Annotated in this window: 21 protein-coding genes and 1 tRNA gene; 4 read left to right on the top strand and 18 right to left on the bottom strand. The window is 59.4% G+C overall.

What is annotated here, in order from left to right; translation table 11 throughout:
- Positions 1-18: 18 nt before the first annotated feature.
- The 3 genes from AAF739_07265 to AAF739_07255 are packed head-to-tail and all read right to left on the bottom strand — an operon-like array spanning position 19 to position 5,385.
- The gene (locus AAF739_07265; protein MEM6382454.1) at positions 19-3,624 is read right to left on the bottom strand and encodes an efflux RND transporter permease subunit; all 3,606 of its coding nucleotides are present in this window, start codon (positions 3,622-3,624) and stop codon (positions 19-21) included.
- Entirely contained in the window at positions 3,621-4,784 is a 1,164-nt protein-coding gene (locus tag AAF739_07260; protein ID MEM6382453.1) for an efflux RND transporter periplasmic adaptor subunit, read from the bottom strand. The genes AAF739_07265 and AAF739_07260 overlap by 4 nt, the downstream gene beginning before the upstream one ends.
- 52 nt (positions 4,785-4,836) lie before the next feature.
- Positions 4,837-5,385 carry a PadR family transcriptional regulator gene (locus AAF739_07255; GenBank protein ID MEM6382452.1) on the bottom strand — a complete coding sequence of 183 codons (549 nt, stop codon included), beginning with the start codon at positions 5,383-5,385 and terminating at the stop codon, positions 4,837-4,839.
- A gap of 380 nt (positions 5,386-5,765) precedes the next feature.
- On the opposite strand from AAF739_07255, the gene AAF739_07250 reads away from it, so the two are divergent.
- Positions 5,766-6,881: a hypothetical protein gene (locus tag AAF739_07250; protein MEM6382451.1), complete on the top strand. Its 1,116-nt coding sequence runs from the start codon at positions 5,766-5,768 to the stop codon at positions 6,879-6,881.
- 111 nt (positions 6,882-6,992) lie between these two features.
- A tRNA-Gln gene (locus AAF739_07245) sits at positions 6,993-7,066 on the top strand.
- Between the two features lie 60 nt (positions 7,067-7,126).
- Here AAF739_07245 and AAF739_07240 read toward each other — a convergent pair.
- From AAF739_07240 to AAF739_07215, 6 genes are all read right to left on the bottom strand, one after another.
- Positions 7,127-7,954 carry a lytic murein transglycosylase gene (locus tag AAF739_07240; GenBank protein ID MEM6382450.1) on the bottom strand — a complete coding sequence of 276 codons (828 nt, stop codon included), beginning with the start codon at positions 7,952-7,954 and terminating at the stop codon, positions 7,127-7,129.
- 252 nt (positions 7,955-8,206) lie between these two features.
- The gene (locus AAF739_07235; GenBank protein MEM6382449.1) at positions 8,207-8,788 is read right to left on the bottom strand and encodes an NTP transferase domain-containing protein; all 582 of its coding nucleotides are present in this window, start codon (positions 8,786-8,788) and stop codon (positions 8,207-8,209) included.
- A complete protein-coding gene (locus AAF739_07230) occupies positions 8,785-9,741 on the bottom strand; it encodes an XdhC family protein (GenBank protein MEM6382448.1) in 957 nt (318 codons plus the stop codon). Before AAF739_07230 ends, AAF739_07235 begins: the two co-directional genes overlap by 4 nt.
- 203 nt (positions 9,742-9,944) lie before the next feature.
- Entirely contained in the window at positions 9,945-10,706 is a 762-nt protein-coding gene (locus AAF739_07225) for an ABC transporter permease (GenBank protein MEM6382447.1), read from the bottom strand.
- 73 nt (positions 10,707-10,779) lie between these two features.
- Positions 10,780-11,553, bottom strand: coding sequence for an ABC transporter ATP-binding protein (locus tag AAF739_07220; GenBank protein ID MEM6382446.1), 774 nt, complete (start codon positions 11,551-11,553; stop codon positions 10,780-10,782).
- A gap of 12 nt (positions 11,554-11,565) precedes the next feature.
- The gene (locus AAF739_07215; GenBank protein MEM6382445.1) at positions 11,566-12,564 is read right to left on the bottom strand and encodes an ABC transporter substrate-binding protein; all 999 of its coding nucleotides are present in this window, start codon (positions 12,562-12,564) and stop codon (positions 11,566-11,568) included.
- 495 nt (positions 12,565-13,059) lie between these two features.
- Here AAF739_07215 and AAF739_07210 point away from each other — a divergent pair, with 495 nt between their 5' ends.
- The gene (locus AAF739_07210; protein ID MEM6382444.1) at positions 13,060-13,551 is read left to right on the top strand and encodes a nucleoside deaminase; all 492 of its coding nucleotides are present in this window, start codon (positions 13,060-13,062) and stop codon (positions 13,549-13,551) included.
- Between the two features lie 15 nt (positions 13,552-13,566).
- Here AAF739_07210 and AAF739_07205 read toward each other — a convergent pair whose 3' ends face one another.
- The 9 genes from AAF739_07205 to AAF739_07165 are packed head-to-tail and all read right to left on the bottom strand — an operon-like array spanning position 13,567 to position 24,027.
- Positions 13,567-15,075 carry an aldehyde dehydrogenase family protein gene (locus AAF739_07205; protein MEM6382443.1) on the bottom strand — a complete coding sequence of 503 codons (1,509 nt, stop codon included), beginning with the start codon at positions 15,073-15,075 and terminating at the stop codon, positions 13,567-13,569.
- Positions 15,072-15,575 (bottom strand): (2Fe-2S)-binding protein, encoded by a 504-nt coding sequence (locus tag AAF739_07200; protein MEM6382442.1) that lies wholly within the window; start codon positions 15,573-15,575, stop codon positions 15,072-15,074. The genes AAF739_07205 and AAF739_07200 overlap by 4 nt, the downstream gene beginning before the upstream one ends.
- Positions 15,572-18,715 (bottom strand): molybdopterin cofactor-binding domain-containing protein, encoded by a 3,144-nt coding sequence (locus AAF739_07195; protein MEM6382441.1) that lies wholly within the window; start codon positions 18,713-18,715, stop codon positions 15,572-15,574. Before AAF739_07195 ends, AAF739_07200 begins: the two co-directional genes overlap by 4 nt.
- Positions 18,712-19,587: an aromatic ring-hydroxylating dioxygenase subunit alpha gene (locus tag AAF739_07190; protein ID MEM6382440.1), complete on the bottom strand. Its 876-nt coding sequence runs from the start codon at positions 19,585-19,587 to the stop codon at positions 18,712-18,714. Before AAF739_07190 ends, AAF739_07195 begins: the two co-directional genes overlap by 4 nt.
- Positions 19,588-19,606: 19 nt before the next feature.
- Positions 19,607-20,983 (bottom strand): amidohydrolase, encoded by a 1,377-nt coding sequence (locus AAF739_07185; GenBank protein ID MEM6382439.1) that lies wholly within the window; start codon positions 20,981-20,983, stop codon positions 19,607-19,609.
- Entirely contained in the window at positions 20,980-22,569 is a 1,590-nt protein-coding gene (locus AAF739_07180; GenBank protein MEM6382438.1) for a GMC family oxidoreductase N-terminal domain-containing protein, read from the bottom strand. Before AAF739_07180 ends, AAF739_07185 begins: the two co-directional genes overlap by 4 nt.
- Positions 22,569-23,213 carry a glutathione S-transferase family protein gene (locus tag AAF739_07175; protein MEM6382437.1) on the bottom strand — a complete coding sequence of 215 codons (645 nt, stop codon included), beginning with the start codon at positions 23,211-23,213 and terminating at the stop codon, positions 22,569-22,571. Before AAF739_07175 ends, AAF739_07180 begins: the two co-directional genes overlap by 1 nt.
- Positions 23,210-23,779, bottom strand: a complete 570-nt coding sequence (locus AAF739_07170; GenBank protein MEM6382436.1) for a Rieske 2Fe-2S domain-containing protein — start codon at positions 23,777-23,779, stop codon at positions 23,210-23,212. Before AAF739_07170 ends, AAF739_07175 begins: the two co-directional genes overlap by 4 nt.
- On the bottom strand, positions 23,776-24,027 hold the full coding sequence (locus AAF739_07165; protein ID MEM6382435.1) for a hypothetical protein: 252 nt from the start codon (positions 24,025-24,027) through the stop codon (positions 23,776-23,778). Before AAF739_07165 ends, AAF739_07170 begins: the two co-directional genes overlap by 4 nt.
- Before the next feature lie 142 nt (positions 24,028-24,169).
- On the opposite strand from AAF739_07165, the gene AAF739_07160 reads away from it, so the two are divergent.
- On the top strand, positions 24,170-25,585 hold the full coding sequence (locus AAF739_07160) for an 8-oxoguanine deaminase (GenBank protein ID MEM6382434.1): 1,416 nt from the start codon (positions 24,170-24,172) through the stop codon (positions 25,583-25,585).
- Position 25,586: the final 1 nt, after the last annotated feature.

The raw sequence follows: 25,586 nt of genomic DNA, 5'->3' as shown, positions 1-25,586 counted from the left end.
AGTGATCCTCAAGATCGGCTATTCCGCGGCTTGGGGCAGATCGTCTGAATGACCGCGTTTCGGGTCGCCCAGATCGTTTGCAACCAGCCCCGGAACAGGCGTTCTGCTTCGATCTTCGCCGCGCTCAGCAATCGGCCGTTTTTCGACCATGCGGCCATAGGCGCGCATGACCCCGCGATAGGGCGGTACATGCGCAATCAGCCATTGGTCAGCAGCAGCGAAGCTGGATGCCCACACCGTTGGCAGGCACAGCATCACCGGGATGATCAAAAGGGTCAGAACCGTCGAGAACGCCAGACCCGAGATGACGGCTGTAGCCAACTGAACCCACCAGATTGATGTGATCGAGCCGACCTGAATAACCCGTTCAACGAAATTCAGATTGACCTGCAGCGCCATGGGTATGAGGCCCGCGATCGTCGTGATGGTCGTCAGCAGGATTGGCCGTGACCTTTGCGCTGCAGCTTTCAGTGCTGCCTCCACAACGGCCATGCCATCGGCACGGAACCTGTTGAATGTGTCCATCAGCACAATCGCGTTGTTCACCACAATCCCCGCCAGCGCCAGGATGCCCGTGCCGGTCATAATGATTGAGAACGCCTGTCCGGTTAGTGCCATGCCCAGCAGCACGCCGAAAACCGCGAGAACCACCGTGCCGAGCGTCAGAACCGTCTGGTAGAACGAGTTGAACTGCGTCAGCAGGATGATGAACATGAGGAACAGCGAGCCTGCCATTGCCTGCATGAGGAACGCACCTGATTCCTGCTGCTCCTCATCGGCGCCGCGGAAACGATACGAGACGCCATTGGGCAGTGTCTGGCTTTCGAGCCAAGTTCTGACCTCGGCAACCTTATCATTGTAATCGACACCCTCCGCAGCGTTCGCTTTCACGTTCATTGCATAAGCGCCATCAATGCGCGTGATGGAGGCCACTCTCGGCGCAGCCTCGCGCGTTACGAAGTTCGAAAGGGGTACCTGGCCCTGCGATGTTTCGAGCCGCATGGCGTCAAGTTGCTCGAGCGTTCTTTGCTCTTGCGGCAACCGAACCCGTATCTCGATCTCTTCGTCGGTATCGTCGGGACGATAGGTGTCGATCAAAACCCCATCGGTCACAAGTTGGATCATCGGGCCGACCTGCGCGATCGATGCACCGAACCGACCAGCTTGCTCACGATCTATGCCAATCTGCCATTCGATACCGGGCAAGGGTGTGTCGTCTTCGATGTCAATCAGACCGTCGATCGTATCGACATGGGCCCGAACCGCCCGGGTGAAGGCCAGCAGAGTATCATAATCGTTGCTGCGGACCTCAAGGGTGACATCCTTACCGGTCGGTGGACCGCCCTCGATCTCTCGGATTTCGGTCCCGATACCGGCGAGATCAGCAGTAAGCGCTTCTATCTCCGCGAAGATCTGATCGGCGGACCGACGATTGGAGTAGTCAGCAAGTTCAATCTGAATCTGCCCGATCATGTCGGGTGGCACGTCGGTCAGGCCGAGCGCATCGCCACCCCCACCACCTTGGGTGCCAACCGGCTGGGTGGTTGTCATCATCGTTTGAATACCCGCCACATCAATGATGCGGTCTTCAACCTCGATGACGAGATCGCGCGTTTCCTGCGCCGACAGATTTCCCCGTCCCGTGATCAGCAGAACAGCGATATCGGGTTCTTCATCCACGAAGAATTCGACACCGGTTTGCGCCCGCTGAAACATTGACAGGCTCATCGCCGCGATAGCGATAACGCAGACGATCGCTACAATATTACCAACCTTCGTCGCCGCAAAACTCTCAAGGGTCCGAACGTATACGCCGGTGACGCCTTTGAGCTGCTTGGGGTCGAACGCGTTGCCAGCCGAAAGCTTGATCGCCTCTGCCTTGCGGGTTTCCGCCGCGATGGCCGCCCGGCGCTGCTGCCAACGAACGATTGGGGCCAGGAGGGCGCGAATAGGGACGAACAGCAACAAGGCTGCCACGAGCGCCAAAGCGTATAGTGCGGTCGGTGTCGCGCCCGCGTCCGCACCAGGCAAGGTGATACCCAAGCCGCTTAACGCCGTCAGGATTGAGACCTGCAATGCGGTTATCGCACCAAATGCGATCACAACCGCAAGCAGTCCAGCCAGCAAACCAAGGGCGTGGCGGCCCATCCACGAGGCAACTCTGCCCACGATCGCGCCGGTCACCGGCAAGAAGACCATAGCGGTGAGCAGGGCTGCCGACAGAACGATCACCACCATAAGCGGCAGGTAGCTCATGAACTGGCCGGGAACGCCGGGCCAAAGCAGCATCGGCAAGAATGCCGCCAAGGTGGTCGCGGTTGACGATACGATTGGCCAGAACATCAGCTTGGCCGCGCGAATGAAGGCCTCGGTCGGCTCAACACCTTCGGCGATCTTTCGGTCGGCATACTCCACAACGACGATAGCCCCGTCGACGAGAAGACCAACCGTGAGCACAAGGCCGAACATAACCATCATGTTCACTGTCAGCCCAGTGGTGCCGAGAATGAGGAAGCCGAACATAAAGGACGTCGGAATAGCGAGCCCTACGAGAAGTGCCGATTTCAGGCCAAGCGCGAACAGCACAACGATCATGACCAAAACAATAGCGGTCAGGATCGACGATTGCAGCGAGCCCTGCACCTCGTTGATGAAGCTCGACTGGTCCACGAGAAAATCAATCACAACGGTATCGGGCCAATCGGCGGTAACGCGATCGACGACAGCACGAACCTGATCGTTGTTCTCGATGATGTTCGTCCCGAGCCGTTTGATCACCTCGATGGCAATCGCTGGCTCGCCGTTGACACGGGTATAGGATACCGGGTCGGCAAACGTCCGCCGCAACTCTGCAACGTCCTCAAGCGTCACCACACCATCATTGCTTTCGCGCAGCGGGATATCGAAGACGTCCTCTACCGATTCGACGAGGCCGGGGACCTTGAGATTGAAACGCCCTGAGCCGTTATCGAAGACGCCGGCCGGAACCAATGCGTTGTTCAGCTGCAGTGCATTCGTCAACTCTGCCTGTGTGATGCCGTAAGCTTCCAGCCTGGTTAGGTCGATCAGGATTTCCAGCACCTCATCACGGTGGCCGGAAAGGTTTGCTTCAAGGACCGTGTCGATTGTCTCCAACTCGTCCTGCAGTTCGCGTGCGAGTGTGAACAATGTCCGCTCTGGCACCTGCCCGGACAGGGCGACAGTTATCGTTGGGACCAAGGAGAAGTTGGTTTCGAAAATTTGGGCTTCGTCAGCAGCTGTCGGCATTTCAGCCTGCGCCCGGTCGACGCGGTCGCGTACGTCCGCCATCGCCTCGTCTTTGTCGAACGCGATATCGAACTCAAGCACGATGCCTGCGTGACCTTCCGAAGCGTAGGCCGTGATCTGCTCTAAGCCATCAAGACCTTGGAGCTGCGTCTCCAAGGGGCGAACAAGCAGCCGTTCGGCATCCTCCGGTGAGACGCCTTGCTGGCCAACCGAGACATAGAAGATCGGTACATCGATATCAGGATTGGCTTCCTTCGGGATCGCGATGTAGCTCATCACCCCCGCACCGATGATCACCAGCATGAGTGTAACGACGGTTTTTGGCCGCCGTAGGATCATTTCCAGAAGGGCAATCATTTGGCCGCTCCTTCATTGGCCGGCGTTCCCAAGGTGCCGGGCGCTTGAGAGGTCTGCAGAATGCCGTCCTCGACCATCGTGACGGCCACTTCTTGGCCGGTAACAACGAAATCCTGTCCAACAACGATCACCCGTACGTCTTCCGGCAAGCCTGTGACCCAGACGCCGGTGCGTTCATCACCGATGATGGTGACAGGGTTGAACGCGACGCGGTTGTCGTCATCAAGGGTGTGCACACCGACACTTCCGTCTTCGGCCAGTCCAAGTGTCGAAACCGGAAGCAGATGGCCGCGCGAGGCTGGCAAGCCTATGGATGCTTCCGCCGTGACGCCCGCGCGCATTGTCCCCTCGGGGTTGGCAATGTGCACATCGATCTGGAATGTGCGCGTATCAGGGTTGGCTTCGGCACCGATGAAAGCAAGTTCGCCGTTTGCCGTCTCGCCCGTCACGAGCTGCGTTTGTACGTCCATGCCGATAGAAAGCTGGGCGATATCGCGTTCTGAGACCTGAGCCGTAACGACCAGAGGGTCGGTATCGAGCAACGTTGCGCAAACGGCCCCGGGTGCCAGTTGCGCTCCGACCTCGGCGAGGGGCACTTGCACGACGCCACCAACCGGGGCGGTGATCTGCGTGCGCTCCAGATCGAGCTGCGCCTGTTCAAGACCAGCCTGTGCAAGGTTTAAAGCCGCCTGAAGAGCCGGGACCCTGTTCTGCGCGCCAAACCCGGAGTTCGACAGGCTTTGGGCGGCCTCTAGCTCGACCTCTGCTTGAGCGAGTTGTGCCTCGGCTTGCAAGAGGGTTGCTCGGCGCGTTGCTTCGTCGAGGCGGCAAAGAGCATCGCCTGCAGCAACCTCATCGCCTTCACGAACGTAGACGTCCACCACGCGTCCGCCGGTCTCAGCCGATACGGCAACAGCAGCGTCGGCGACGGTCCGGCCACGAACCGTCAGGGCGTTCGCCCGTTCCTGCGCCGTGAAATCACGGGCCCGGACAGCGAACAGGACCTCCTCTTGGGCGCGGTTGTCCGTCGCACGGACAGGTTCGCCGCCCGCCGATGGCCCTTCGCCGGACAGCATCGTGGTTCCGCCCAGCATGTAGTAGCCGACGCCAGCGGTCAGTCCGATGGCAAGGATGTGGGAAAATCGGATCGGGAAGGCCATTTTTCTAAACTTTTCAATCTAGCACTTGGGGGTAGGGGCGTTTTGAACACGCTTACTCGGCGGCTGTCTGAACGGTATCCGCAGCGGCACTGGCGCTGATGATCCGTTCACGGTTTTCGATGACCCAGTCGAGATGGGCCTGGACGCAATGGCGCCCGAAATCGACCAGCCAGCTCTGCGGCTGGCCTTTCATGGATTGTTCCATCTCGTTGATCTTCACCAGCTTGTCCTCGATCTGGCGCGTGTGCATGGCGAGGGCGCGCTGCACATCGACGGGATCAAGCAGATCAGAACACATGCCCACCAAAAGGAACTCAGAGCGGTAGATATCCGGCGTTGGTGCTTCGCGGAGCTGTAAACGCAGCTCTTCGCGGCCGGCCTCATTGATCATGTACACCTTGCGCGGCGGCTTGCTTGGCTGCTGTTCCTGACGAGATGTCACCAGACCATCATCTTCAAGCTTGGCGAGCGCGGGATATATCGAGCCGAAGCTCGCATCGACGAAGTAGGCGTATTTGCCTTCCGTCGAGAGCTTACGGATTTCGTAGCCGGTCGCATCTTGGTGGTGAAGAATGGCCAGACAAAGGGTTCGAACGTTCATGGGCTATTACCGTCAGTGACATGCTGACTTGGCATATATCAAACAAGAATATCCACGACAAGCATATATCTACCGTCAATGTCGCCGCTAAGCGACAGTTGGCCAGTCAGTGCTGATCTGAATGGGAAAGTTGGGCACACAAGCGGCCGGCGCGCTTCGCCAACCGGCAGAATCGCGGATACTCCTTTACACGGCTCGAAAGCTTTAACGCCGTTTGAAGCTTGTGAAAGCTTTTGTAATCAAACGGTGGCAGGTTGACCTTCGACCAGTCTTGAACCGCTCGCTGAGGCTTTGCCATGACGGCTGTTTCGCGCTTTTCACGCCCGCTTAAAACGTGTCGCTCTTTAACAGCGGCAGCAGCTCTATCCCTTGCTCTTTGTTTGAGCGGTCTACCGGCTGGCGCTACAGCGGCCGAAGATGCGGATGGCGGTGAGGCCATCGATGCGCAAGCCCTGTATCAACAGGCAATCGAGGCTGAATGGTCAGGCGCTTACGGTTTGGCGCGACCTCTATTGGAGCAGGCTGCCTCAACCGGTCATGCCCGCGCCAACTACCAGCTCGGCTTCCTGTTAATGGACGGTCTGGGAGGCGCGCGTGACGTCGAAGCGGCGCGCCGGCATTTCCGGGTTGCCGCCGACCAGGGGCTTCACCTCGCGCTCGTACCGTTGATTTACGCCTACGATGATTTTGCCGATACGGACAGCGCGCCTGATTCCATGATGGCCAGTCATGCTCTGCTTGAGCTCGCCCAGCGTGACCTGGGTATGGCGGGCGACACTATCCAGTTTTGGAGCATGCCGCTGCGGCGGCAAATTCAGCGCGACCTGCGCCAGGTAGGTCTGTACCGCGGCCCCATCGATGGGTTGATTGGCCAGGGGTCTCTGAACGCTCTCCGAGCTTTTGGCCGGAACCGTAACCTCGCCTTACCTGATCTTGAGCGGCCACGCTTCGAAAGCTTGGTGTTGTCTCAACAGGGCGTGTCCACCGATGACGTGGCGTTGGTGCCCTATGATGAGACTTCTACCGTCCAAGCGGCAAGGGTAGCGTTAGGCGGCGTGACTTTGGCTATCGAGGGCGAGAGCCATTGGCGGTTATCCACATTGGGAACAGATCTCCTAGACTGGTTCCCCGAGAACCTCGATGAAACAGGTGTGCCGGCCTTTCAGTTGCCGGGCAAACCGCGCGGCACAATCCTGCGGTTCGGTATGCCGTTCGATGCGCTTCCAACGACCGAATTGGGTCAGTGCTCGATGAACGCACAGCGGAATGGTGGCTCGGTCTCGCGGATCATCCGCCAGTGCGCGACGCGCAACGCTGACGTTCGTTTGATTTTTGCCGCCGAGCCTTCGCAACTGCCGGCAGCTGGTTTCGAAGCTCAGGTGATGGGGGTGACAGCCCAGGCAGCTACACCGGCCCACGCGGCGTTCGAACTGACCCGGATCGAGGTCACATCGCCACTGGCGCTGCGGCTCGCCGATAACGATCCGGTGCAGTAAGCCGCTCCGACGGCGCCGTCTGCCAAGTGAACGCTCCAGATGCCGCCTAACGATGCGAAAACGGTTCTCGCTTGAATTAGCCGCTCTGCGGTGCTATCCGCCGCGCGCCGCTGGGGAATAGTTTAATGGTAGAACAGCGGACTCTGACTCCGTCAGTCCTGGTTCGAGTCCAGGTTCCCCAGCCAGCTTTTACCTGAGCGTTCTCGGTTCATGCCATGCTCGGTTTCAGACCGTCACGGCACAGTTCAATCGATAAGCTCGGCGGCAAACGCGATCGCGCGCTGATAGTTGCCGCTGTCGTTCCAAGCGGACAGAACACGAAAATTGGCTGATCCCTCCGCGAAAGAGCCGCCGGCTTGCCACCCATTGCGACGCAACATGTTTGCCGCGGTTGCAAGGGCGTCGGCTGCATTGTTGGGGTCCGTGCGACCATCACCGTTCCCGTCCACGGCAAAGCGAACCCAATTGCCCGCAAGGAACTGCATGTGTCCTAATTCGCCTGAGGGGCCGCCGCGACTACTCGTTGTGATCAGCCCTTGGTCGACAAGTTGCAGGGCAGCGATAGCGTCGTCTTCAAAGCGTGGGTGACGGCGGCAGTAAGAGGCAAGAGTTACCGCACCGCCAACGATGGGTGTATCGCCGGTAAAGCCGCCCCAGCTGGTCTCGTAACCCCAGATCGCAACAAGGATCGAGCCGGGCACTCCGTAGCGTTGCTCAATCGCTTCAAAGAAACTCTCGCTTTGCCTGAGCCTTTGTTGAGCGCCAGACACGAAGGAGTTCACGCTTGAAAAACGGCTGCGGAGAAACTGTTCAGGGCTGCGAAATCGCATGCTGGACTGCGAGGCCGGGTTCGATTCAAACCGCCAGGTGATGCCTGAAAGCCTGGCCTGTTGTAGTGCCTGAAGGCCGCGCTGGCCGACGCCAGCAGAGGACGCCTGTTGCGCCAGTTGCTGCTTATAGGCATCAAATTGGCCTTGGCTTGTGATGCAGGACGCAGCTGATGCTGGTGTCGCAACGAGCAGCGCTCCGAGACCAAACGCCATCGAAAAAAGCGTTGTGCGGATTGGGTTCATCTCATTCTCCATCGATCCGAAGGACTCAGCATCGGATGTATAAGCAACACGAGGCTGCTGCTTCTCGCAAGTGGTGGCCGTCTTGATCATGCCATATGCGATGGCCAGCCCGCGTAACGCTTTGCGTCCTCAGCGCCGCTGCATCTTGATCTTTGATTGGTTACGAAGAGGTTCCGAAGCTACGCGAAGCGGCGACTTGCGCGTACCGTTGGGTGCGGCACAGCACCTTAAGGAGACAAATAACGCCACGGCTTACCGCTGACACCCAGCACCACCGTGCAGCTCCTCCAGCGCATCAGTTGTGTCGACATCAAGCAAATCGCGAGCGGAAAAGCGTGCAAGAGCCGTCTTAGGCAGACCTTGGACCAGCACCGCGGCACCGTGATCACCCTTTAAGTTTAGAAGCTTAGGGAACAGTGCTTTGGGGAAGCATGCCGGTGGCATGATTCTGTCACCATCGCTTGAAGCGCTGGGCCTTGTTTCGGTGCAAAGACCCGCAACCTCCGCCAACAATGAAGCTGTGACAAAGGGCATGTCCCCCAAGACAACAATGATCTGATTGGCGCCCAGTCGCATCGCACGCGATACACCAGCGCGAAGACTGTCTGCCTGCAGTGGCTCATCTTCTGGTGCTTGCACGCAATCAAAGTCTGTCAGCAATGCCGCAACTGGGTTCGACCGCACGACCGCGATGCGTACATCAGGTTGGTAGGTGCGCAGAGCATTGGCTGCGTAGCTGACAAGCGGGCTCCCGTGCAGAGTTGACAGCAGCTTGTCCGCTCCGCCGAAACGGCTTGATGTGCCAGCGGCGAGGAGGACGCCTGCGACCGTCAAGGCGCTTGCGCCCCTGCTTTGCCCATGATCTCCGCAAGCACTGAAACCGCCAGCGTCGGCGCATCGCGCGCTGACGGGATCAGGCCCACCGGGCCGTGCAGGCGATCCAATTGCGGCTCCGTGACACCCATCGTTTTCAACGTCTCCAGACGGGCGTCCCGCGCTCGCCGACTGCCCTGAGCGCCTATGTAGAACGCAGGCGTGTCGAGCGCTGCCTTAAGAAGCGGTGGCTCCCAATCATGATCATGGAAGAAAAGGACGATCGCCGTCCACCGATCGACCAACAGATCGCTTGGGAAGCTGGCGGTGGGCAAAGACCTTGTATCACAACCGGCGTTCGTGGCGCGTTCGAGTGTTTCGTTATCGGGCGACAACAGAACATTGGGATAGCCCGCAGTTTGGACCAGCGCGGCGAACGTACCGGCTTCGGGCCCCTTGCCGAAAACGCAAAACTGCAATTGCGGTTCAATCCGAACGGTGAAGACGTCGCTAGGCGCGTTTTCCACATCAGAGACCACCATTGCTCCATCCCCCGTTTCGATTGACAACGCACAAGGGGTCCGCATGCGCTGGCGAAGCAGGATCTCTTGGATCGCCACGCGATCTGGCCGTGGGACGAGTAGGATATCGATGCCGCCACCGCAGGGCAGTTGGATGTCGATGTAGGGCGAGCCCCGACCGTAGCGGATAACGCGCGGCACACCCGCGTCGAGCGCCTCCATCGCGTGGACGACAAGATCGCTCTCAATACAGCCTGAAGACAGTGAGCCCGCGCGTGTGCCATCTGGCAGGATCGCCATCATCGCGCCGACGGGGCGATAGGATGGCCCTTCAACGCCTGTAACGACCGCCAGCACTCCGTCCCGTTTACTTCGGACAAGTGCGTCGAGCGGGCTGCGATCAAACGCTGTCGAATGGCTCAGCGAGGATAGGGGACCGTTTGTGGAGCGCATGATTAGCGGGATCGTGGGGATGAAAGCGAGCAGGTTTTGACGGCTCTAGGCCGCGTTGGCTCTTTGTCGCGTTTCGCCAACACCTTGCTCTCACGGCTCTGCGCGATGACGCTTAGGCCACTCAGAGTTTGGGCGGCGGTCCAGCGCGAGAGCCCCTGCCACCTGGAACGGTAAATTCCCGTCGCCTGCATTTGGGAAGTCGCTCACCGCGCATCCTTTGGGATGGACCAGGGGAAGAACAGACGCTGTAGAAGCCCGATGATGTTGAACAGTGTCAGCGACATCAGAACGAGAAAGCCCAACCCGAGCCACGCCTGAGGCAGTTTGAAATTCGATGTCGAGAACTGGATGAAGAAGCCCAGGCCCTGCGACGACGCAACAAACTCCGCTACCACCGCACCGATGACTGCAAGCGTGATGGAGATTTTCAGCCCCGAAAAGATATACGGGATCGCGTAAGGAATTCGGATCTGAGTGAACTCCCGCCACGCCGGTGCCTTGAGGCTGTGCGAAAGCTCGATCAACTCCCGAGGCGTCGCCATCATTCCCGTCGTCATCGAAACGACGAGCGGAAAGAACGCGATCAGAAAGGTGATCGTCACACGCGGGGCATCGCCCGACCCCAGGATCACGATGATGATGGGCGCGACCGCGACCACCGGCGTTGATTGGATGACCACGAGGATCGGGTAAAGGCAGGCCGATATCACCTTCGAACGCGTAAGGGCGATCGCCACCGGCAAGGCGACAGCGATGGAGACGAGGTATCCGACGAGTGCAACGCGAAGGGTTGCCCAGACATGCTCGAACCAGCGCTCCGCACTGACCGCATCGATCGCGCCCCCGATACGGGTTGGCGCTGGGAGGATAAAGCTGGGGATCGGGAATATCCGAGTGGAAAGCTCCCACACCAAAAGCAGACCGACGATAGTAAGGCCAGGTAGCAAACCTGGCACGGCCATCATCCGGCGTAGCAGCGACGCCTTTGCGACAGCAGGGCTTGGTTGCGGCGGCTCCTGTGCACCTGCGTCCGATTGCTCAGGCGGCGCGTTTGAGGAGGAGGCTGCGGAGATATCCTGCAAACTCATGCATCACCTTTGTCGTGGTGGTCTCGATGGTTCGGGGCCGCTCCAGGGGAACCACCAAGTCTTCGATAATCGTTCCAGGCCGATCGCTCATGACCAATACGCGGTCGGCGAGCAGAACAGCTTCGGAGATGGAATGGGTAATAAACAGCACCGTTTTTGGGCGTTCCTGCCAGATGCGAAGAAGCTCAAAACCCATCTCCTCGCGCGTCAGGGCATCGAGTGCCGAGAACGGCTCGTCCATCAGCAGAATATCGGGGTCCATCAAGAGCGCTCGCGCGATGCCGACACGCTGCTGCATACCACCGGAGAGCTCTTCGGGCAGGCGTGTCTCAAAGCCTTCCAGTCCGACCATCTTCACCAGTTCGGCGGCTCTTTGACGGTCGTCTTTCGATACGAATCCACCCCTGTGTTTGAGCGGAAACAGAACGTTGTCGATCGTGTTCGCCCATGGAAGAAGCGTGGGCTTCTGGAAAACGATCCCCACGTCGTCACGTGGCTCCTTGACCGGATAATCGAAGACTTTTACCCCTCCCGTTGTTGGCTTCAACAACCCGGATGTCATGCGCAAAAGCGTTGACTTGCCGCAGCCGGACGGACCAAGGACGGCAACGAATTCGTGCCGTCCTATGGTTGTGTCGACCCCGCGCAAGGCCTCCAAAGCACCAGTATCCGTTTCGAACACCTGGCCGACGTTCTCGAAGGCGATTGCGCACGGTTCACTCACTTGGCGCAGCCCTCAGTTCGTTGGCATGAAGGAGCGATCAACGATGGTCTCGGGGTCGAGCGCGTCCACGTCAAAGCCCTGAGCTGCCGCCACACGGGCCCATGTCGACGCAAGGCGCTCAGGCTCGAAAGAGCCAAGGCCATCAGCTTCGGTGACCTCGTTGAAGACCAGAAGCATAGCGTCATTTACACCGCCTTCGATTGCCGCAACATCAAGTTCCGGAACAACCGCTACAACCGCCGCTGCCGCCTCGGCTGGGTTCTCATGGGCGAAAACCACCGAACGCTGATAGGCTTCCAGAAAGCGCCGCGCCACGTCAGGTCGCTCGGCGAGGAACGTGTCGTTAGCGATGACCGAAGCTGAATACAGGTCAAGGCCCGCTGTCGACCAGGGTATAACCTTGATTTCGTGGCCGGCTTCCTCAGCTTGCGTGGTGTACCGGGTAACGTCGACAACCCAGGCAATGATCGCATCCGCCTGGCCCGTCATGAGGGTCGGCCCAAGTGCGCCGGGGTCCATCTTGTTCAGTGTGATATCCTCTTCGGTCATGCCCATGTCAGCTAGAACCAGCGGAAGATAAACGTTGGAGGAGGTGAATGGCGAGGTTGCGATCGTTCTGCCGCGCACGTCCTCAACGCTTTCAATCTCATTGCCCTCAATGGTGTAGAAGGCGTGCGGGCCTTTGTTGAAGTAGGACATGACCCCGGTCACCGGTACGTCTTCCGCCACAACGGCTGCCATCAGCGCGCCAAGGCCTGCAGTACCAATATCGGAAATGCCGGTCGCCAGCTTTGTCACCGCTTCGGAGGAACCACGGCCTCCCTCAATGGTCACTGATATTCCGGCGTCTTCACAGAAACCTTGTTCGATGCAGACATAAATCGGCGATTTGTCTCCACCGGGGAGCCAATCGAGCTGGAAGGTGACTTCGTCGAGTGCTTGCGCTGCTGTTGACGTCGCAAGCATCGCTGCACCACTTAGTAAAGCGGTAGGTAGAAACGAGAATTTCATGATGGATCCTTTCCCTACGAGCCATGCAGTGACGGGCTATGCCCGCGGGCAATGACGTGACATTGGATGGGGTGACGGGAGTGCAAACCGTTCGGGCGCGCTTGGGGCGCCAAAGTCGGTGCGGTGTAGAGATGAAACAGCATAGGGGCCCGGCTTCTTCGCAAAAGCTGCTGGTCATGGCGACCGGTGCCGATCACGGGCTAGCTCGCCTCTAACGGCACTGACTGGCCCCTTCAGCTGGCCGAGCCTCTTTGACAGCTCGACCGCCTTGGGAGCTAAAAGACTTCCAAGTCGCAGCTTCAACTCCGCTCGTAGAGAACCATGCGTCCCCCACCTTGAGCAGGCTGAGGCGAGACTGTGCCGCTCGAATTACACGCAGTGCGTGGGCATTGTCGCGTCATGATGCCCAAAAATCAGGCATGCTATGTATATATCCACATGCTAGCCCAGACCTGGTGAACACGCATGGTCTTACGCAGCGTTTAAGGAACGAAAATGCCCATATCGCCCGAACGCGATCTCGAGCTGATCCGGCACACGATCGAACTGGCAAAGCAATCCCGCGCCCGTGGGGACCACCCATTTGCGGCGCTCTTGGCGGACAAAGACGGCAACATCCTACTGGAGGCGATGAACACTTGCGGAACCAAAGGTGACAACACCGGACACGCGGAACGCAATTTGATGACGCTTGCGTCAATGACCTATGACGTTGCGTTCCTGCGCACCTGTTCGATGTATACAAGTGCGGAGCCATGCGCGATGTGCGCTGGCTCGGTGTACTGGGCGGGCGTTGGACGCGTCGTTCATGGGATGACCGAGAAGGCGTTGAAAGACCTTATAGGCCCTGATCCGGAGAACCTTACGATGGACTTGCCCTGCCGCAGCGTTTTCGAATCTGGTCAACGACAGGTCGAGGTCGTCGGTCCGCTTCTTTCGGACGAGTCGGCTGTTGTTCATGAGGGCTTCTGGGTTGGCCAGGATTAGTGGGCTCAGTTGAGCTCAGATGATCATGCAGACCGTTTTCGTTTGAAGGTAGTTCTCCAGCCCTTCTGCGTTGTTTTCGACACCCCAACCTGACTGCCCCCAACCGCCTTTGGGTAGTTCGGGCGAGAAGTATGAGTGGCCGTTCACCCATACCGTACCCGCCTTTATAGCGTCGGCAACGCGATGAGCCTGTGAAAGACCGGCGGTCCATACGCTCGCGGCCAGCCCGTAGCTTGTATCATTGGCCCAATCGATAGCCTCGTCGAGCTCATCGAATGGGATGATTGCGGCCACCGGCCCAAAGACTTCGTCGCGCATCAGCGCGCTTTGGGCATTGGGCGCGGCGATGAGGCTTGGCACCACAAAGCTGGCATGCGGACCAGCCGCCTGGCCACCCGTGAGCACCTCGCCGCCATGGTCCCCGAAGACATAGCCGCTGACTTTTGCCGCATGCTCAGGACTGACCAACGCTCCCATGTCTACCTCCCGATCAAGGCCATGACCCAGTCTCACTGATCGGAGGCGTGCAAGCAGGATTTCGGACAGGTGTTCATACGCCGGCCTTGCAACATAGATGCGTGAACCAGATACGCAGACCTGTCCGCCATTTGCGTAGCTCCCGCGCATGATACCGGCCGCTGCGGCATCGAGGTCTGCATCGGGCAGGATGACCACGGGCGATTTGCCGCCTAGTTCAAGTGTCAGCCGTTTCATGTTGCCCGACGACGCTTGGATCAGCGCGCGGCCTGTGCTGGTAGAACCGGTGAAACTGATCTTGTTGACGTCGGCATGAGAGGCCAGATGGGCACCCACCTCATGACCATATCCTGTAATGATGTTCACCACCCCAGGCGGAATTCCGGCTTGCTGGAGCAGCTTACCAAGATACAGGGCCGTCAAAGAGGTCGCTTCGGCGGGTTTCAAGACCACCGAGCAACCCGCTGCAAGTGCTGGAGCCAGCTTCATGCACGCCATCAACAACGGTGAGTTCCACGGCGTGATGGCGGCAACAACGCCTACCGGTTCCCGGTAGGTCTGCGCCTTCACCGTCTTTCCCTCGGGCTGGTACGTGATCGAAGGTGTTATCGTCTGTCCATGCACCTTGGTCGCAAAGCCTGCAAAGTAGCGGAATTGCTCGGCAGCTGCCGGAACTTCGGCAAACCGGCTCGTTGCCCAGGTCTTTCCTTGATTGAGCGTCTCAAGCTCAGCCAACGTGTCGGCGTGCTGGTCGATCAGTGTTGCGACCTGCCAGAGGACCTGCGCGCGATGAGCAGCGGGTAAGCCGCGCCAGGTGGCCCGGTCGAAGCTCTGCTTTGCGCTGGCGATGGCATCGTCAGCATCGCGGAGTGTCGCGCGTGGGATGTGCGAAAGGACATGTTGTGTCGCCGGATCACGCGTTTCGAAGGAGCCGCCTGACGCAGCAAGCCAATCGCCCCCGATAAGCAACTGCTGTTCTCGGGCGAGGAATGCCCGGGTGTCTGGCGATTGCGGCTCAGACTGACGCAGCTCCACCCCACCGGTCATGGCGCGCTGGCGCCGCGAACGCGAGCCGCTGCGTTCAGCGCGCCCCGAACAATCGACGCATATCCTGTGCAGCGGCAGATGTTGCCTTCAAGCGCCGCGATGACTTCATCATCATCCGCTTGAGGGTTGCGTGATAGAAATCCAGTTAGCGCCATGACGAAGCCGGGGGCGCAATAACCGCATTGGAAAGCCGACTCTTCGAGCAGACCAGCCTGCACCTCAGTGGCCGCGGAAAGCATCGCGACACCTTCGATGGTGATGACTTCCCGGCCAGCCACTTGCCACGCGAATGCAAGGCACGCATTGCTCGCAAGCCCGTCGATGAGCACAGTACAGGCACCGCAGCGGCCAATTGAACACCCGACCTTTGTCCCGGTTTCTTCAATGTGGTCACGCAAGACCTCCACAAGGCGCGCTTCAGCGTCGACCGCCACCGAGAGGCTCCGACCATTCAAATGAAACGAGATAGCCTGACAATTCTCTGCAGATACAGGCTTCATGGTGCAATCCAGCCTAGTGTCGCCTCGGGCGATAACGGGAGTTCCGTGGGCCAGACTGCTGACGCTTTCAGTTCGAGCGCTTGGGCCACGGCATTTGCAACCGCCGGGGCTGCGCCAGCAATGCCGAGTTCACCGACACCGCGAGGGCCATAGGGGTCACCCGCATCAAGCTCCTCCAAAGCGTAGGTGTCGATGATCTCAGGCCGGTCACGCAGCGATGGCATGACGTAGGTGTCGAGGTTCCCATTGACCGTGCGCCCTTGGTCCATTGCGATGTGTTCGGTTAGGGCAAGGCCGAGCCCTTGGCTGGCAGCGCCTTCCATCTGCCCCAGATAAGACGCCACATCGAGAACGGGGCCCGACGCCGAGTGTTGCGCCAGACGAACGACCCGGACCATTCCAGAAACGCGATCCACCGCCACGCGGGCAAGGGTGGCGCCTGAGATAAACAGGAACCGGGCGTTGCCCTTCGTGTAGTCGCTTTTGGGAAAGGCAAGGTGTTGCCGCTCCACCGGAAGATCGTCTTCGTTAAGGCTGGCTGCGAGGTCCGCAAAGGTAAGTGTGGGTTTGCGTGAGTTGGTTCGCGCATCTCCGATGCCGCCTGGTACGAGCGCAAGAGTATCCACGGGGCGATTGAGAAGACGTGAAGCTGACTTTAGCAGCGCCGTGCGCAAGCCGGGGGCTGTCACCTGTGCACCTTTCCAGACCACATAGGTGCCGCGCGAGGCGGTGGTTGATCCACTGTCTGGTGTGGCGCGTGTGTCGCCAAATACGACGCGGATATCGTCGCGACAGACCCTGAGCGCCTGCGCCACCGCCGAGGCAACAGCCGGGATCATGCCTTGTCCCATTTCATCAAGGCCGTAGCGCGCCTCGATCTTACCGTCAGCGGCGAGTGCAAGCTCAACATCGCCCTCATCGGGCGGCAAGGTGCCGAGCCCATTGCCTTGGTAACACAAGGCCATCCCAACGCCGCTGACCTCACCTGGCCGCAACGGCGTGTCGTCCGTCCAGATCGGGCTTGCCGCTGCTGCGTCCAGCATGGCCGACAAGCGTTCGGTCGGGCCCACCTTTTGGCCAAGTGTCCCAGGTGTCCCGGCTTGGCGAATGTTCTTGCGGCGCATGTCAATGGGATCAAGTCCGACAAGGGCTGCCAGCCTTTCGATCTGACATTCGACTGCAAAGGTCATTTCATTGCATCCGAAGCCGCGAAACGCCCCGCACGTGCCGTTGTTGGTGGCCACCAGTCGGCCGCGCGTTGATGCATTGGGTATGGAGTACGGCCCGCAGGCATGCTCCATCGCGGTTTCGATGACCGCAAGGCTGAGTGATGCGTGCGCTCCGCCATCAGCGATCGCGTCCACTTTTTGAGCGGTAAGGTTTCCTGCGGCGTCGCAGGCGGTCTTCATGGTGATGCGAAACGGGTTGCGCTTGGTACCGGCACGAACGCTCTCTCGCCGGCTGAGATGCAGGCGTACCGGTTGCTTGGCTTTGAGTGCCAGGAGCGCAAGTGCCGGCTGGACTGTCAGTTCGTCTTTGCCGCCAAAACCACCGCCTATTGGAGAGGTTACGACTTCAATCTTCTCTTCTGGTAAGGCGAGAATGCGGGCAAGTTGCTCGCGATCCCGGCCGCCGTGCTGGCCGCCGCACTGAACCAGGATACCCCCATCATCGGTGGGAGTGACGACCCCGCCTTCAGTTTCAAGAAAGCCGTGCATCTGACGCGGCGTACTGTAGGTGTCCTCAACGACGAAGTCCGCCGCCGCAAATGCCGCATCGACGTCTCCACGTTCCAGCGTCACGGTCTTTCGTAGATTGCCATCAGGATGGAGCTGTGCCGCGGTAGGCTTGAGGGCTTCAAATGGGTCATCGACCACCGGCAGAGGCTCGTACGTTACGTCGATGAGGTTGATAGCCTGATCAGCGATCTCCTTCGTGTCCGCGGCAACAGCTGCAACGGGATCGCCTTCGTATCGCACCAGCGTGTCGCACAGCGCTGGTTGGTCCTGCACAACGATCCCAAATGCATTCAAGCCGGGTACATCCTTGTGGGTGACAACGGCGCGAACGCCCGTGAGAGCTTCGGCTTTTGAAGTATCGATCGACAGGATGCGGGCATGTGGATAGTCCGCACGCAAAATACTCCCAAAAAGCGCATTGGGGGGCCGCAGATCGGTCAGGAAAACAGGTTTGCCGCTCACCTTGTCGGCCAGATCAGAGCGAACGTACCATTCGCGTTCGCAGTCCTTCCGAGACAGGCGACGCTCGCCGTTAGAAGGCGATCTGTTCGCTCGGAAAGCCGCCTTGATGGGTGGCCGATCGCAAGTCCGCCGGCCCAAGCCATCAAGTAGGGCGAGCGCGGCGACGCGCTTACGATACCGGGAAGAGCGCAAATGGTCGTCTGGCGCATCGATCGCGGCTTGCAGGCTGGCAGCGTCCAGCGCTCCCAGGCCCTCAAGACACAGTCTGTCTTCGACCGTCTTCAAGCGCTGGGGTCGTGTTGCGCCTGATCCCACCGCGAGCCGGGCGCGGCGCACGCCGTCGCCATCGCCATCGTCATCGCCATCACGCACGACCACCGCAGCGACTGCGATGACGCCAGGTGTGAAAGCAGCTCGCAGACCGACCTTACGCCAGACTGTGTCACCGCCATCCGGTTGAGTTGGCACCGTGATCGCCGTCACCAGCGCGTCCTGTCCTTGAGCGAGGAACGCGTCGAGATAGCAGGTGCCTGAGCCCCGAGCGCTGATCCACTCCACCTGCGCATCAAGAGCCAACATAGCCGGCAGAAGACATCCAGCGCCCCAGCCTATCTGACCACCCACTGTGCCCATTGAGCGCACCGAAGGTCCGCCAACATCGCGCGCCGCAGTTGCAAGGAGCGGCAGATGACGCCTCAATGCCTCGTCTTCGATCAGCGCACTGATGCGCGTTAGCGCACCCAGTCGTACGGACCCTTCGTCACACGCGTGTCCGCGCAGCTCTTCGATCTGCGACAGGTCAACCAGTACGCCAGGTTTTTTGGCGCCAGCCTCCCACGTTAGCTGCAGCGCAGTACCCCCGGCGATAGGGCGCGCATCGTCGGCCGCCAGAGCGTCGATGGCCTCGTCCAGTTTCGTTGGCCGTAACAGTCGCATCATGCAACGGCCTCAGGGCAAGGCGTGGTTGTGCCGTACGTAATGCCCTTTTGCTTAAGCCATCGCCGATAGGCGACGGAGGAGCCGTCAGCGCGGGTTGGAATTTCGTCCTGGGCATGCAGCGGCAGCAGGAGGGGACGCTGGTTTTCGATAATGATCTTGTCTTGAGCGAAGATCACTTGCTCGAACTTCAGCAGGGCGGTGTGACTGCTGTCCGGGTCGACCAGATACATAACCGGGATCGCCCGGCAGAGGTCTTCCTCCATCGGCTGTATAAAGGCGGCGATCGCGTCGAGCCGTGATGGGTCCGAAGGGCTGACACGGTAGAGCATCACCACAAAAGGGCTGGGGACACGATAGGAAAGCTGCGCGAACGCACCCGCCGTTCCCGCCGTTACCTGGGGTTGAAAAAACGTACAGTTGGTCGCCCAGACTTCATCGACATCGCGGCGTATCTCGAATTGGTAGTCGGGCACATCTGTGTGCGGTTCCGATCCAAGTATATCTGTGTGCACGAACGGAAAGTGAGCCATGTCGAGGAAGTTCTCGACGATCCGCAATCCCGATGCGCGCAACGTAAACCAACCGCACGGCACAACACGGCGATTGGGTTCGTCGGCTTCAGTGATGTCGAAGATCGGACGTTCGGGCGATCCGAGCGTCGTCCAGATGCACGTGAACTTCTGGTCGGTGGGGAGCGGCGGGCCGAGATCACCGTTAGTCATTTCGCGAACGAGATATCCATCTTTGCCGTCCCTCTCGACCAGGATGTCCTGCCCGAGCAAGCGCGTTCGGAAGCCATCGGGTCCCACCTCTTCGGGCGACGCCACGGCGTACCATTGGTCGAGAGCGACGCGGTCCTGCGTTTTCGTCATGGAGCTACTCCCCTGTGCTTCAACCAGCGACCCACTGCACCAATCCTTGTCTGTGTTTTTCAAGAAAGGCCGCGCGCCGCGCGAACAATCCAGGCGCCAGAGAACGGACCTCCGTAAGGATGTCGTCCATCCTATCGTTCGCAAGGAGACCATCATGCGCAACAACACTCCCAGCGACCATAGTCATACGGACGTCCGAGGCGCGCACGGCGTGCACGAGGTTGTGGTGGATGTTTGAGAACCCGCCTTCAGCGAAGAGCGGCGTCATGCGCGGTGTATCGGTGGCGATGGCAATGATATCGGCTTGTTTGCCCGGCTCGAGTGACCCAATCACATCGCCCATACCGAGGGCGCGGGCGCCTTCGCAGGTCGCCATCTTCAGCACCTCCCAGCTGTCGAGCGCTGCGGCGTTCAAATCCTTGAGCTTCGCCATCAAGGATGCCGCCTTCAGTTCTTCGAACATATCGAAGTTGTTGTTTTCCTTTTCACCATCGGTGCCGAGACCGCAGGGAATTCCCGCTTGGCGGAGCGCCTCAACCGGGGCGATGCCTGATGCGAGTTTCATGTTTGAGATCGGGTTGTGCGAAACCGACCCACCCTTTTCCGCAACCAGCGCGATTTCGTCATCTCCAAGCCAAACGCCATGCGCGATCAGGCTGACAGGCGGTTCAAAGAAACCTCTATCGTCGAGCGCAAGGACGGGGGCCTTGCCGAAGCGTTTGTGAAACTCCGCAACTTCGATTTGAGCTTCCGAGCAATGGGTGTTGATGCCCGTTTTGTGGCGCTTTGCCAGATCGACCGCGCGCGCCCACCCATCCTCGTCCGTGTAGAAGGGGTGCTCAAGACCAACCCATACGCTAACTCGACCAGCGGCAGCACCCTGCCATGTCTCGAGAAGTTGCTCATTATCGTCGAGCGTTTCGAAGTAGTCATAATCGGGGTGGGCGCCAACGTATGGCACGGCAACGAGGCGATTACCCAAACTGTCCGCGACCGCGCAGGCTTCGTCCATGAACCGCCACATATCGACGACTGTGGTGGTGCCGCCAAGCAAGGACTCAGCGTAGCACAGCCGCGAGGCTGCGCGTGCTTCGGTGGCATTGAGCACTTTGTGCATAGGATTGATGTGCTCGGTAAGCCATTCCCACACCGGCAAATGCTCGGCGGTGCCGCGGAGCATGCCTGAATGCGCATGAGCGTTGATCAATCCCGGCATCAGAAGGCTATCGGCGTGATGAACGACTTCAGCGGTCGGAAAAGCAGCGACAAGTTCCGTTTTGGAACCCACCGCTGCGATTGTGTCTCCTTTGATAGCGACGCCGCCGTCCTGCAGCACGGTCAGCCTGTCGTCCATCGTCACCACGATATCTGCGGTCAGAACGGTCGTCCTTTTCATGCCGGTACTCGCTCCTTTGCCGCTACGCTGGCTACTTCGGGGTCCGCAAGAAACGAGGCGGCCCGTTCGGCAAGCATGGTTACGGGCGCATGGGTATTGCAGGTGGGAATGATCGGAATAACCGATGCATCGCAGACCATCAGATTCTCGATGCCGCGCACGCGCAAATGAGGATCGACAACCGCCATGGGATCGCTGTCGATGCCCATCTTTGCCGTTCCGCAACAGTGGTAGAAGGTTGAACATGACGTTCGGATGAACGCGTCAATCTCGTCATCGGTCTCGAAAGACGTTGGCGCGAGAAACCCATCAAAAATCTTTGCTAAGGCTTTGGTTTGAACTGTTGCGATGGCAAGCCGCACCGCTGCGCGCATTGCGTGCCAGTCGGACGGCTCGTGGAGGAAATTGGCGTCAAGTGTCATCGCGTCCCTTGGCTCAGTGCTGTTCACACGCACTGACCCGATGCTCCGCGAGTCCATGACGCCTACAGCGACTGCCGCCGCTGGTCCTGACAGTTCGTAGGCTGCGCGGAGATCAGGTCCTCCTGACGCATTTTGGATTGGCAGCAAATGGATATCGGGACGGTGCTTCTCGCTACTCGAGCGCACATTCGCAATTGCTCCGCCGCCATTGTCGGTGGGCAGACCGAAGGGGACCCGGGTCCGAATATTGATGGCACGCACCAGCGGGTGGTCCTGAAGGTTTCTCCCAACCCCCGGAAGGTCTGCCGCAACCGGGACGCCGAGGCGCTTGAGCTCTTTCGCATCGGCTATTCCGGACAGTGTGAGAAGCCGTGGTGTTTCAAGTGCGCCCGCGCACACAATGATGCCCGATGTCGCTTGGATCTGCAGGGCCTCGCCGCTAGCCTCGAGCTCAACCGCAACGGCCCGTCCACCTTGTATGATAAGGCGATGGACCGTGGCATCTGTCAGGATCGAAAGCCTTGGGTTCCGCAAAAAGGGCTCTAGGTACCCCTTGGCGCTCGACCAGCGCTTACCTTCACAGATGTTGAGGTTAGCGATCGCCGCCCCGTCGTTTGAAGGCCCGTTCGGGTCTTCAAGCCGGCTGTGGCCCAACTCGGCAAGCCCATCTATCAGCGCTTCAGCCATCGGATGTGGCTCAGGGGGCCGGTTGATTTGCAACGGGCCGCAGCCACCGCGAAATCGGGTTTCTCCCTCTTCCCAAGTCTCGCAGGCCTTGAACGCGGGAAGGCAGTCCGCCCAGCTCCAGCCGGGAACATTCCAACGATCGTAGTCTTCAGGGTGGCCGCGGTACCACATCATGGCGTTGATGCTGCTCGAGCCACCAAGAACCTTACCGCGGGGAATGGGGATTGCCCTGTCATTTAACCTGGGGTTTGGCGCGTAGGACCAGCCCCAATCGTGCTCTCCGCCCGCAAGCGGCACCCACGCGGTCGGATCGGTCAGCTCCGGCGCTGCATAGTGGCGGCTGCCAGCTTCGATAAGCAGAACGTCTGAAGAGGTTCGCTCGACAAGGCGGCGGGCAATCACGCATCCGGCAGAGCCGCTTCCCACGACTATATGATCATATCCCGCTGCAAGCGTCTCGGTCGAAACGAACGGCATCAGTGGTAATCCGGAATGCCGGGCATGCCGATGAAACCCGGTAGCGCGCGGATACGGCGCGCCCAAAGCCTCAGCGCGGGATAGGGCTCAGGCTCGATGCCTAGGTCGCGGGACTGAGCAAAGGCTGGGAACGCCAGAAGGTCAGCCGCGCTTGGCCCGTCGCCAAGAAGAAATAGTTGATCGCCGTTACACTTGAAGCTGAGATAATCTTCGAGGGTTCGAATGCGTGCTGAGATCTGCGACCGCGCCAGCCCGAACGCCTCGTCATCAATCGGTCGCGACTGGCTGAACAGCAGTTCATGGCGCGTTTGGTTGAAGAGGCTTAGCAGCGCACTTGCCGTTACAGCCCAATCGAGCGCCTTGGTTGATTCCGCGGCGAACGGCGTCCCATCGCAAAGATGCAGCACCATCGCCCCAGGTTCGCACAAAACGTCGTCGCCGCTCCTGAGGATGGGCAGGGTAGCGAGTGGATTGAGGTCCAGCAGCGCATCGGACAAATGTTCCTCGCCTGGCACTTTGTCGACATCGACCACCGTCAGAGGCTTGCCCACAAGACTCGCCGCGAGCCGGACCGTGTAACCTGCAAGGTCCAGGGCAAAGTCATGCAAGATCAAGCCGGGTTCGGCGATCGGTGAGGGCATCATTGTGTCTGCCGCTCCAGCGTTGACCGAAGCCGCAAACCCCATCGATAGGCCGCTTCGGTCAACTTCGGATCGCGCACACAGATGTGCAGCATGGTCTCACCATCCGAGACCGGTTGCAGGGCGGCTGATGCGCCATCGGGAAGTGTCTTGAGGTCTGTGGTGCGCACGGGTGCCGCCACGTAGAGGCTCCTGACAGGGTTGGTTTCCTGGTGCGTCGGCCACTGCGGGACGTCATCAAAACCAAGCCAGATTTTGCCAGACCGTTCGGCCACCGGGTGCGTTCCAATCCTGATAGTCTTTGGCACATCGAGATCGGGGTGTGCCGGTATCTTCCGGCATTGACCATCGGTTGCGTACTCCCAGCCATGGTAGAGGCAGGCGATCGCGTCCCCGCGCACGAACCCCAAACTCATCTTCATGCCGCGGTGCGGGCACCGGTCATCCCAGATATGGGCAACCCCTGACGCATCGCGCCAGACAACATACTCGATCCCGTTGACCCGTGTGCCGATGGACGTGGAATGCGGAAGATCGCGCGACAGGGCAACTGCAATCGGCGGTGTCATACAGCCTGCGCCTGCGGGTAGGAAAAGCGCGTAACCTGGTCGACGACAGCGCCAGCTGGACCCAAACCGGCTGCCACCTCGAACATGTCGATCAAAACGTCATTCCCGGATACGCAAACGGTTAGGCGGTCGGCTTCCCGATGAACGATTCTAAGGTCGAGCGCGAGAAGTCGGGCTCGCGCAAAACAAAACGATTGAAACGACGCGATATCGAACGACCCTTCAAATCCAAGGACGGCTCTAGGCATAACAGTCCGTCCGTCTTCCACGCTTGCGGGTCGTTGCATACTCCTTCATCATGCCTTGAAATGTGGCACCCACCATGAATGCGCGCAATGGATTTGCCCGGTTTGCCCGCCCAAAATCTCATCAAAACGAAAGCTGTGATCCGTGCCCGATGCCCAAAATCTGACCCTCCTGATCAAAAACATCGACGTGCTCGGTACATTCGACGATGCCGCAACCGAGATTTCGGACGCTGCCATGTTGGTACGGGGAAACGTCATTGAGAAGGTGGGGACAACCGCCGAACTGGCTGGAGAGGATGCGGATCGGACACTGGATTGGTCGGGCCATGTGGTCATGCCCGGCATGATCAACACACACCATCATATGTACCAGAACATGACCCGCTGCATGGTCCAGGATGATGTTCTGTTTACGTGGCTGACAACACTTTATCCAATTTGGGCTCAGATGGACGATGCCGCAGTGAAGGTGTCGGCCAAGGTCGCTATGGCCGAACTGATTATGTCTGGCTGCACCACAGCGTCCGACCATCTGTACATACTGCCGAACGACTGCACGCTCGATTCAACAATTGAAGCCAGCCGCGAGATCGGCATGCGCTTTCACGCTAGCCGCGGTGCCATGTCGCGCGGCAAGAGCCAGGGGGGCCTGCCACCAGATAACTGCGTCGAGGACGAAGAAGCGATCCTTAAGGATTCCGAGCGGCTGATCGCACAGTACCATGATATGAACCGACACGCGATGAACCGCATTATTCTTGCGCCATGTTCACCGTTCTCTGTGACCGACGGTTTAATGAAGGAAGCCGCGCAATTGGCCCGCCAGCACGCGGGCGTGCGATTGCACACCCATATCGCGGAGACGCTCGATGAAGAGACCTACTGTCACGAGATCTATGGCATGCGTGCCATCGAGTTTTGCGAAAGCGTTGATTGGGTTGGCGACGATGTATGGTTCGCGCACGCAATCTTCTTGAATGACCGCGAGATCAAGCTGTTTGCCGATACCGGCACTGGGGCAACCTACTGTCCGTCGGCGCATATGCGCTGTGGGTCGGGCATCATGCGCGCGCGCGAGATGCTGGATGCGGGAGTAACTGTTGGTTTTGGTGTGGATGGATCGGCGTCGAATGATACCGGCAACCTCTTTCTTGAAGCCCGACTTGGAATTTCGCTACAGCGCGTCGCACCGACACGTTACTTATCAGAGAAACCCGGCGGTCGAGGTGGCTTTGCCGGCTCGCCCATGGCGCTGTCTGCGCGCGAAGCGCTGACAATGGCAACGCGACACGGCGCTACGCTTCTTGGGCGCGACGATATAGGTCAAATTGCACCGGGAATGAGCGCCGATTTCATTGGCGTGAAGCGCGATCATCTGGGCTTGTCAGGTTCCCAGCGCGACCCGCTCGCCGCGCTGATTTGGTGCGGCCCGTTCAAGGTCGATCAATCGTTCATCAATGGCGTTCAAGTCGTCGAAGACGGCGCTTTCACCGCCTTCGATCTCGACCGGGCCCTGGTGGAACACACCGCAACCATGCAGCGTCTTTATGATGTCTAAA

The organism is Pseudomonadota bacterium (assembly GCA_039024915.1).
In the GTDB taxonomy this organism is placed as follows: Bacteria; Pseudomonadota; Alphaproteobacteria; order Rhizobiales; family MH13; genus MH13.
This window is presented reverse-complemented; position numbering and strand designations above follow the sequence as displayed.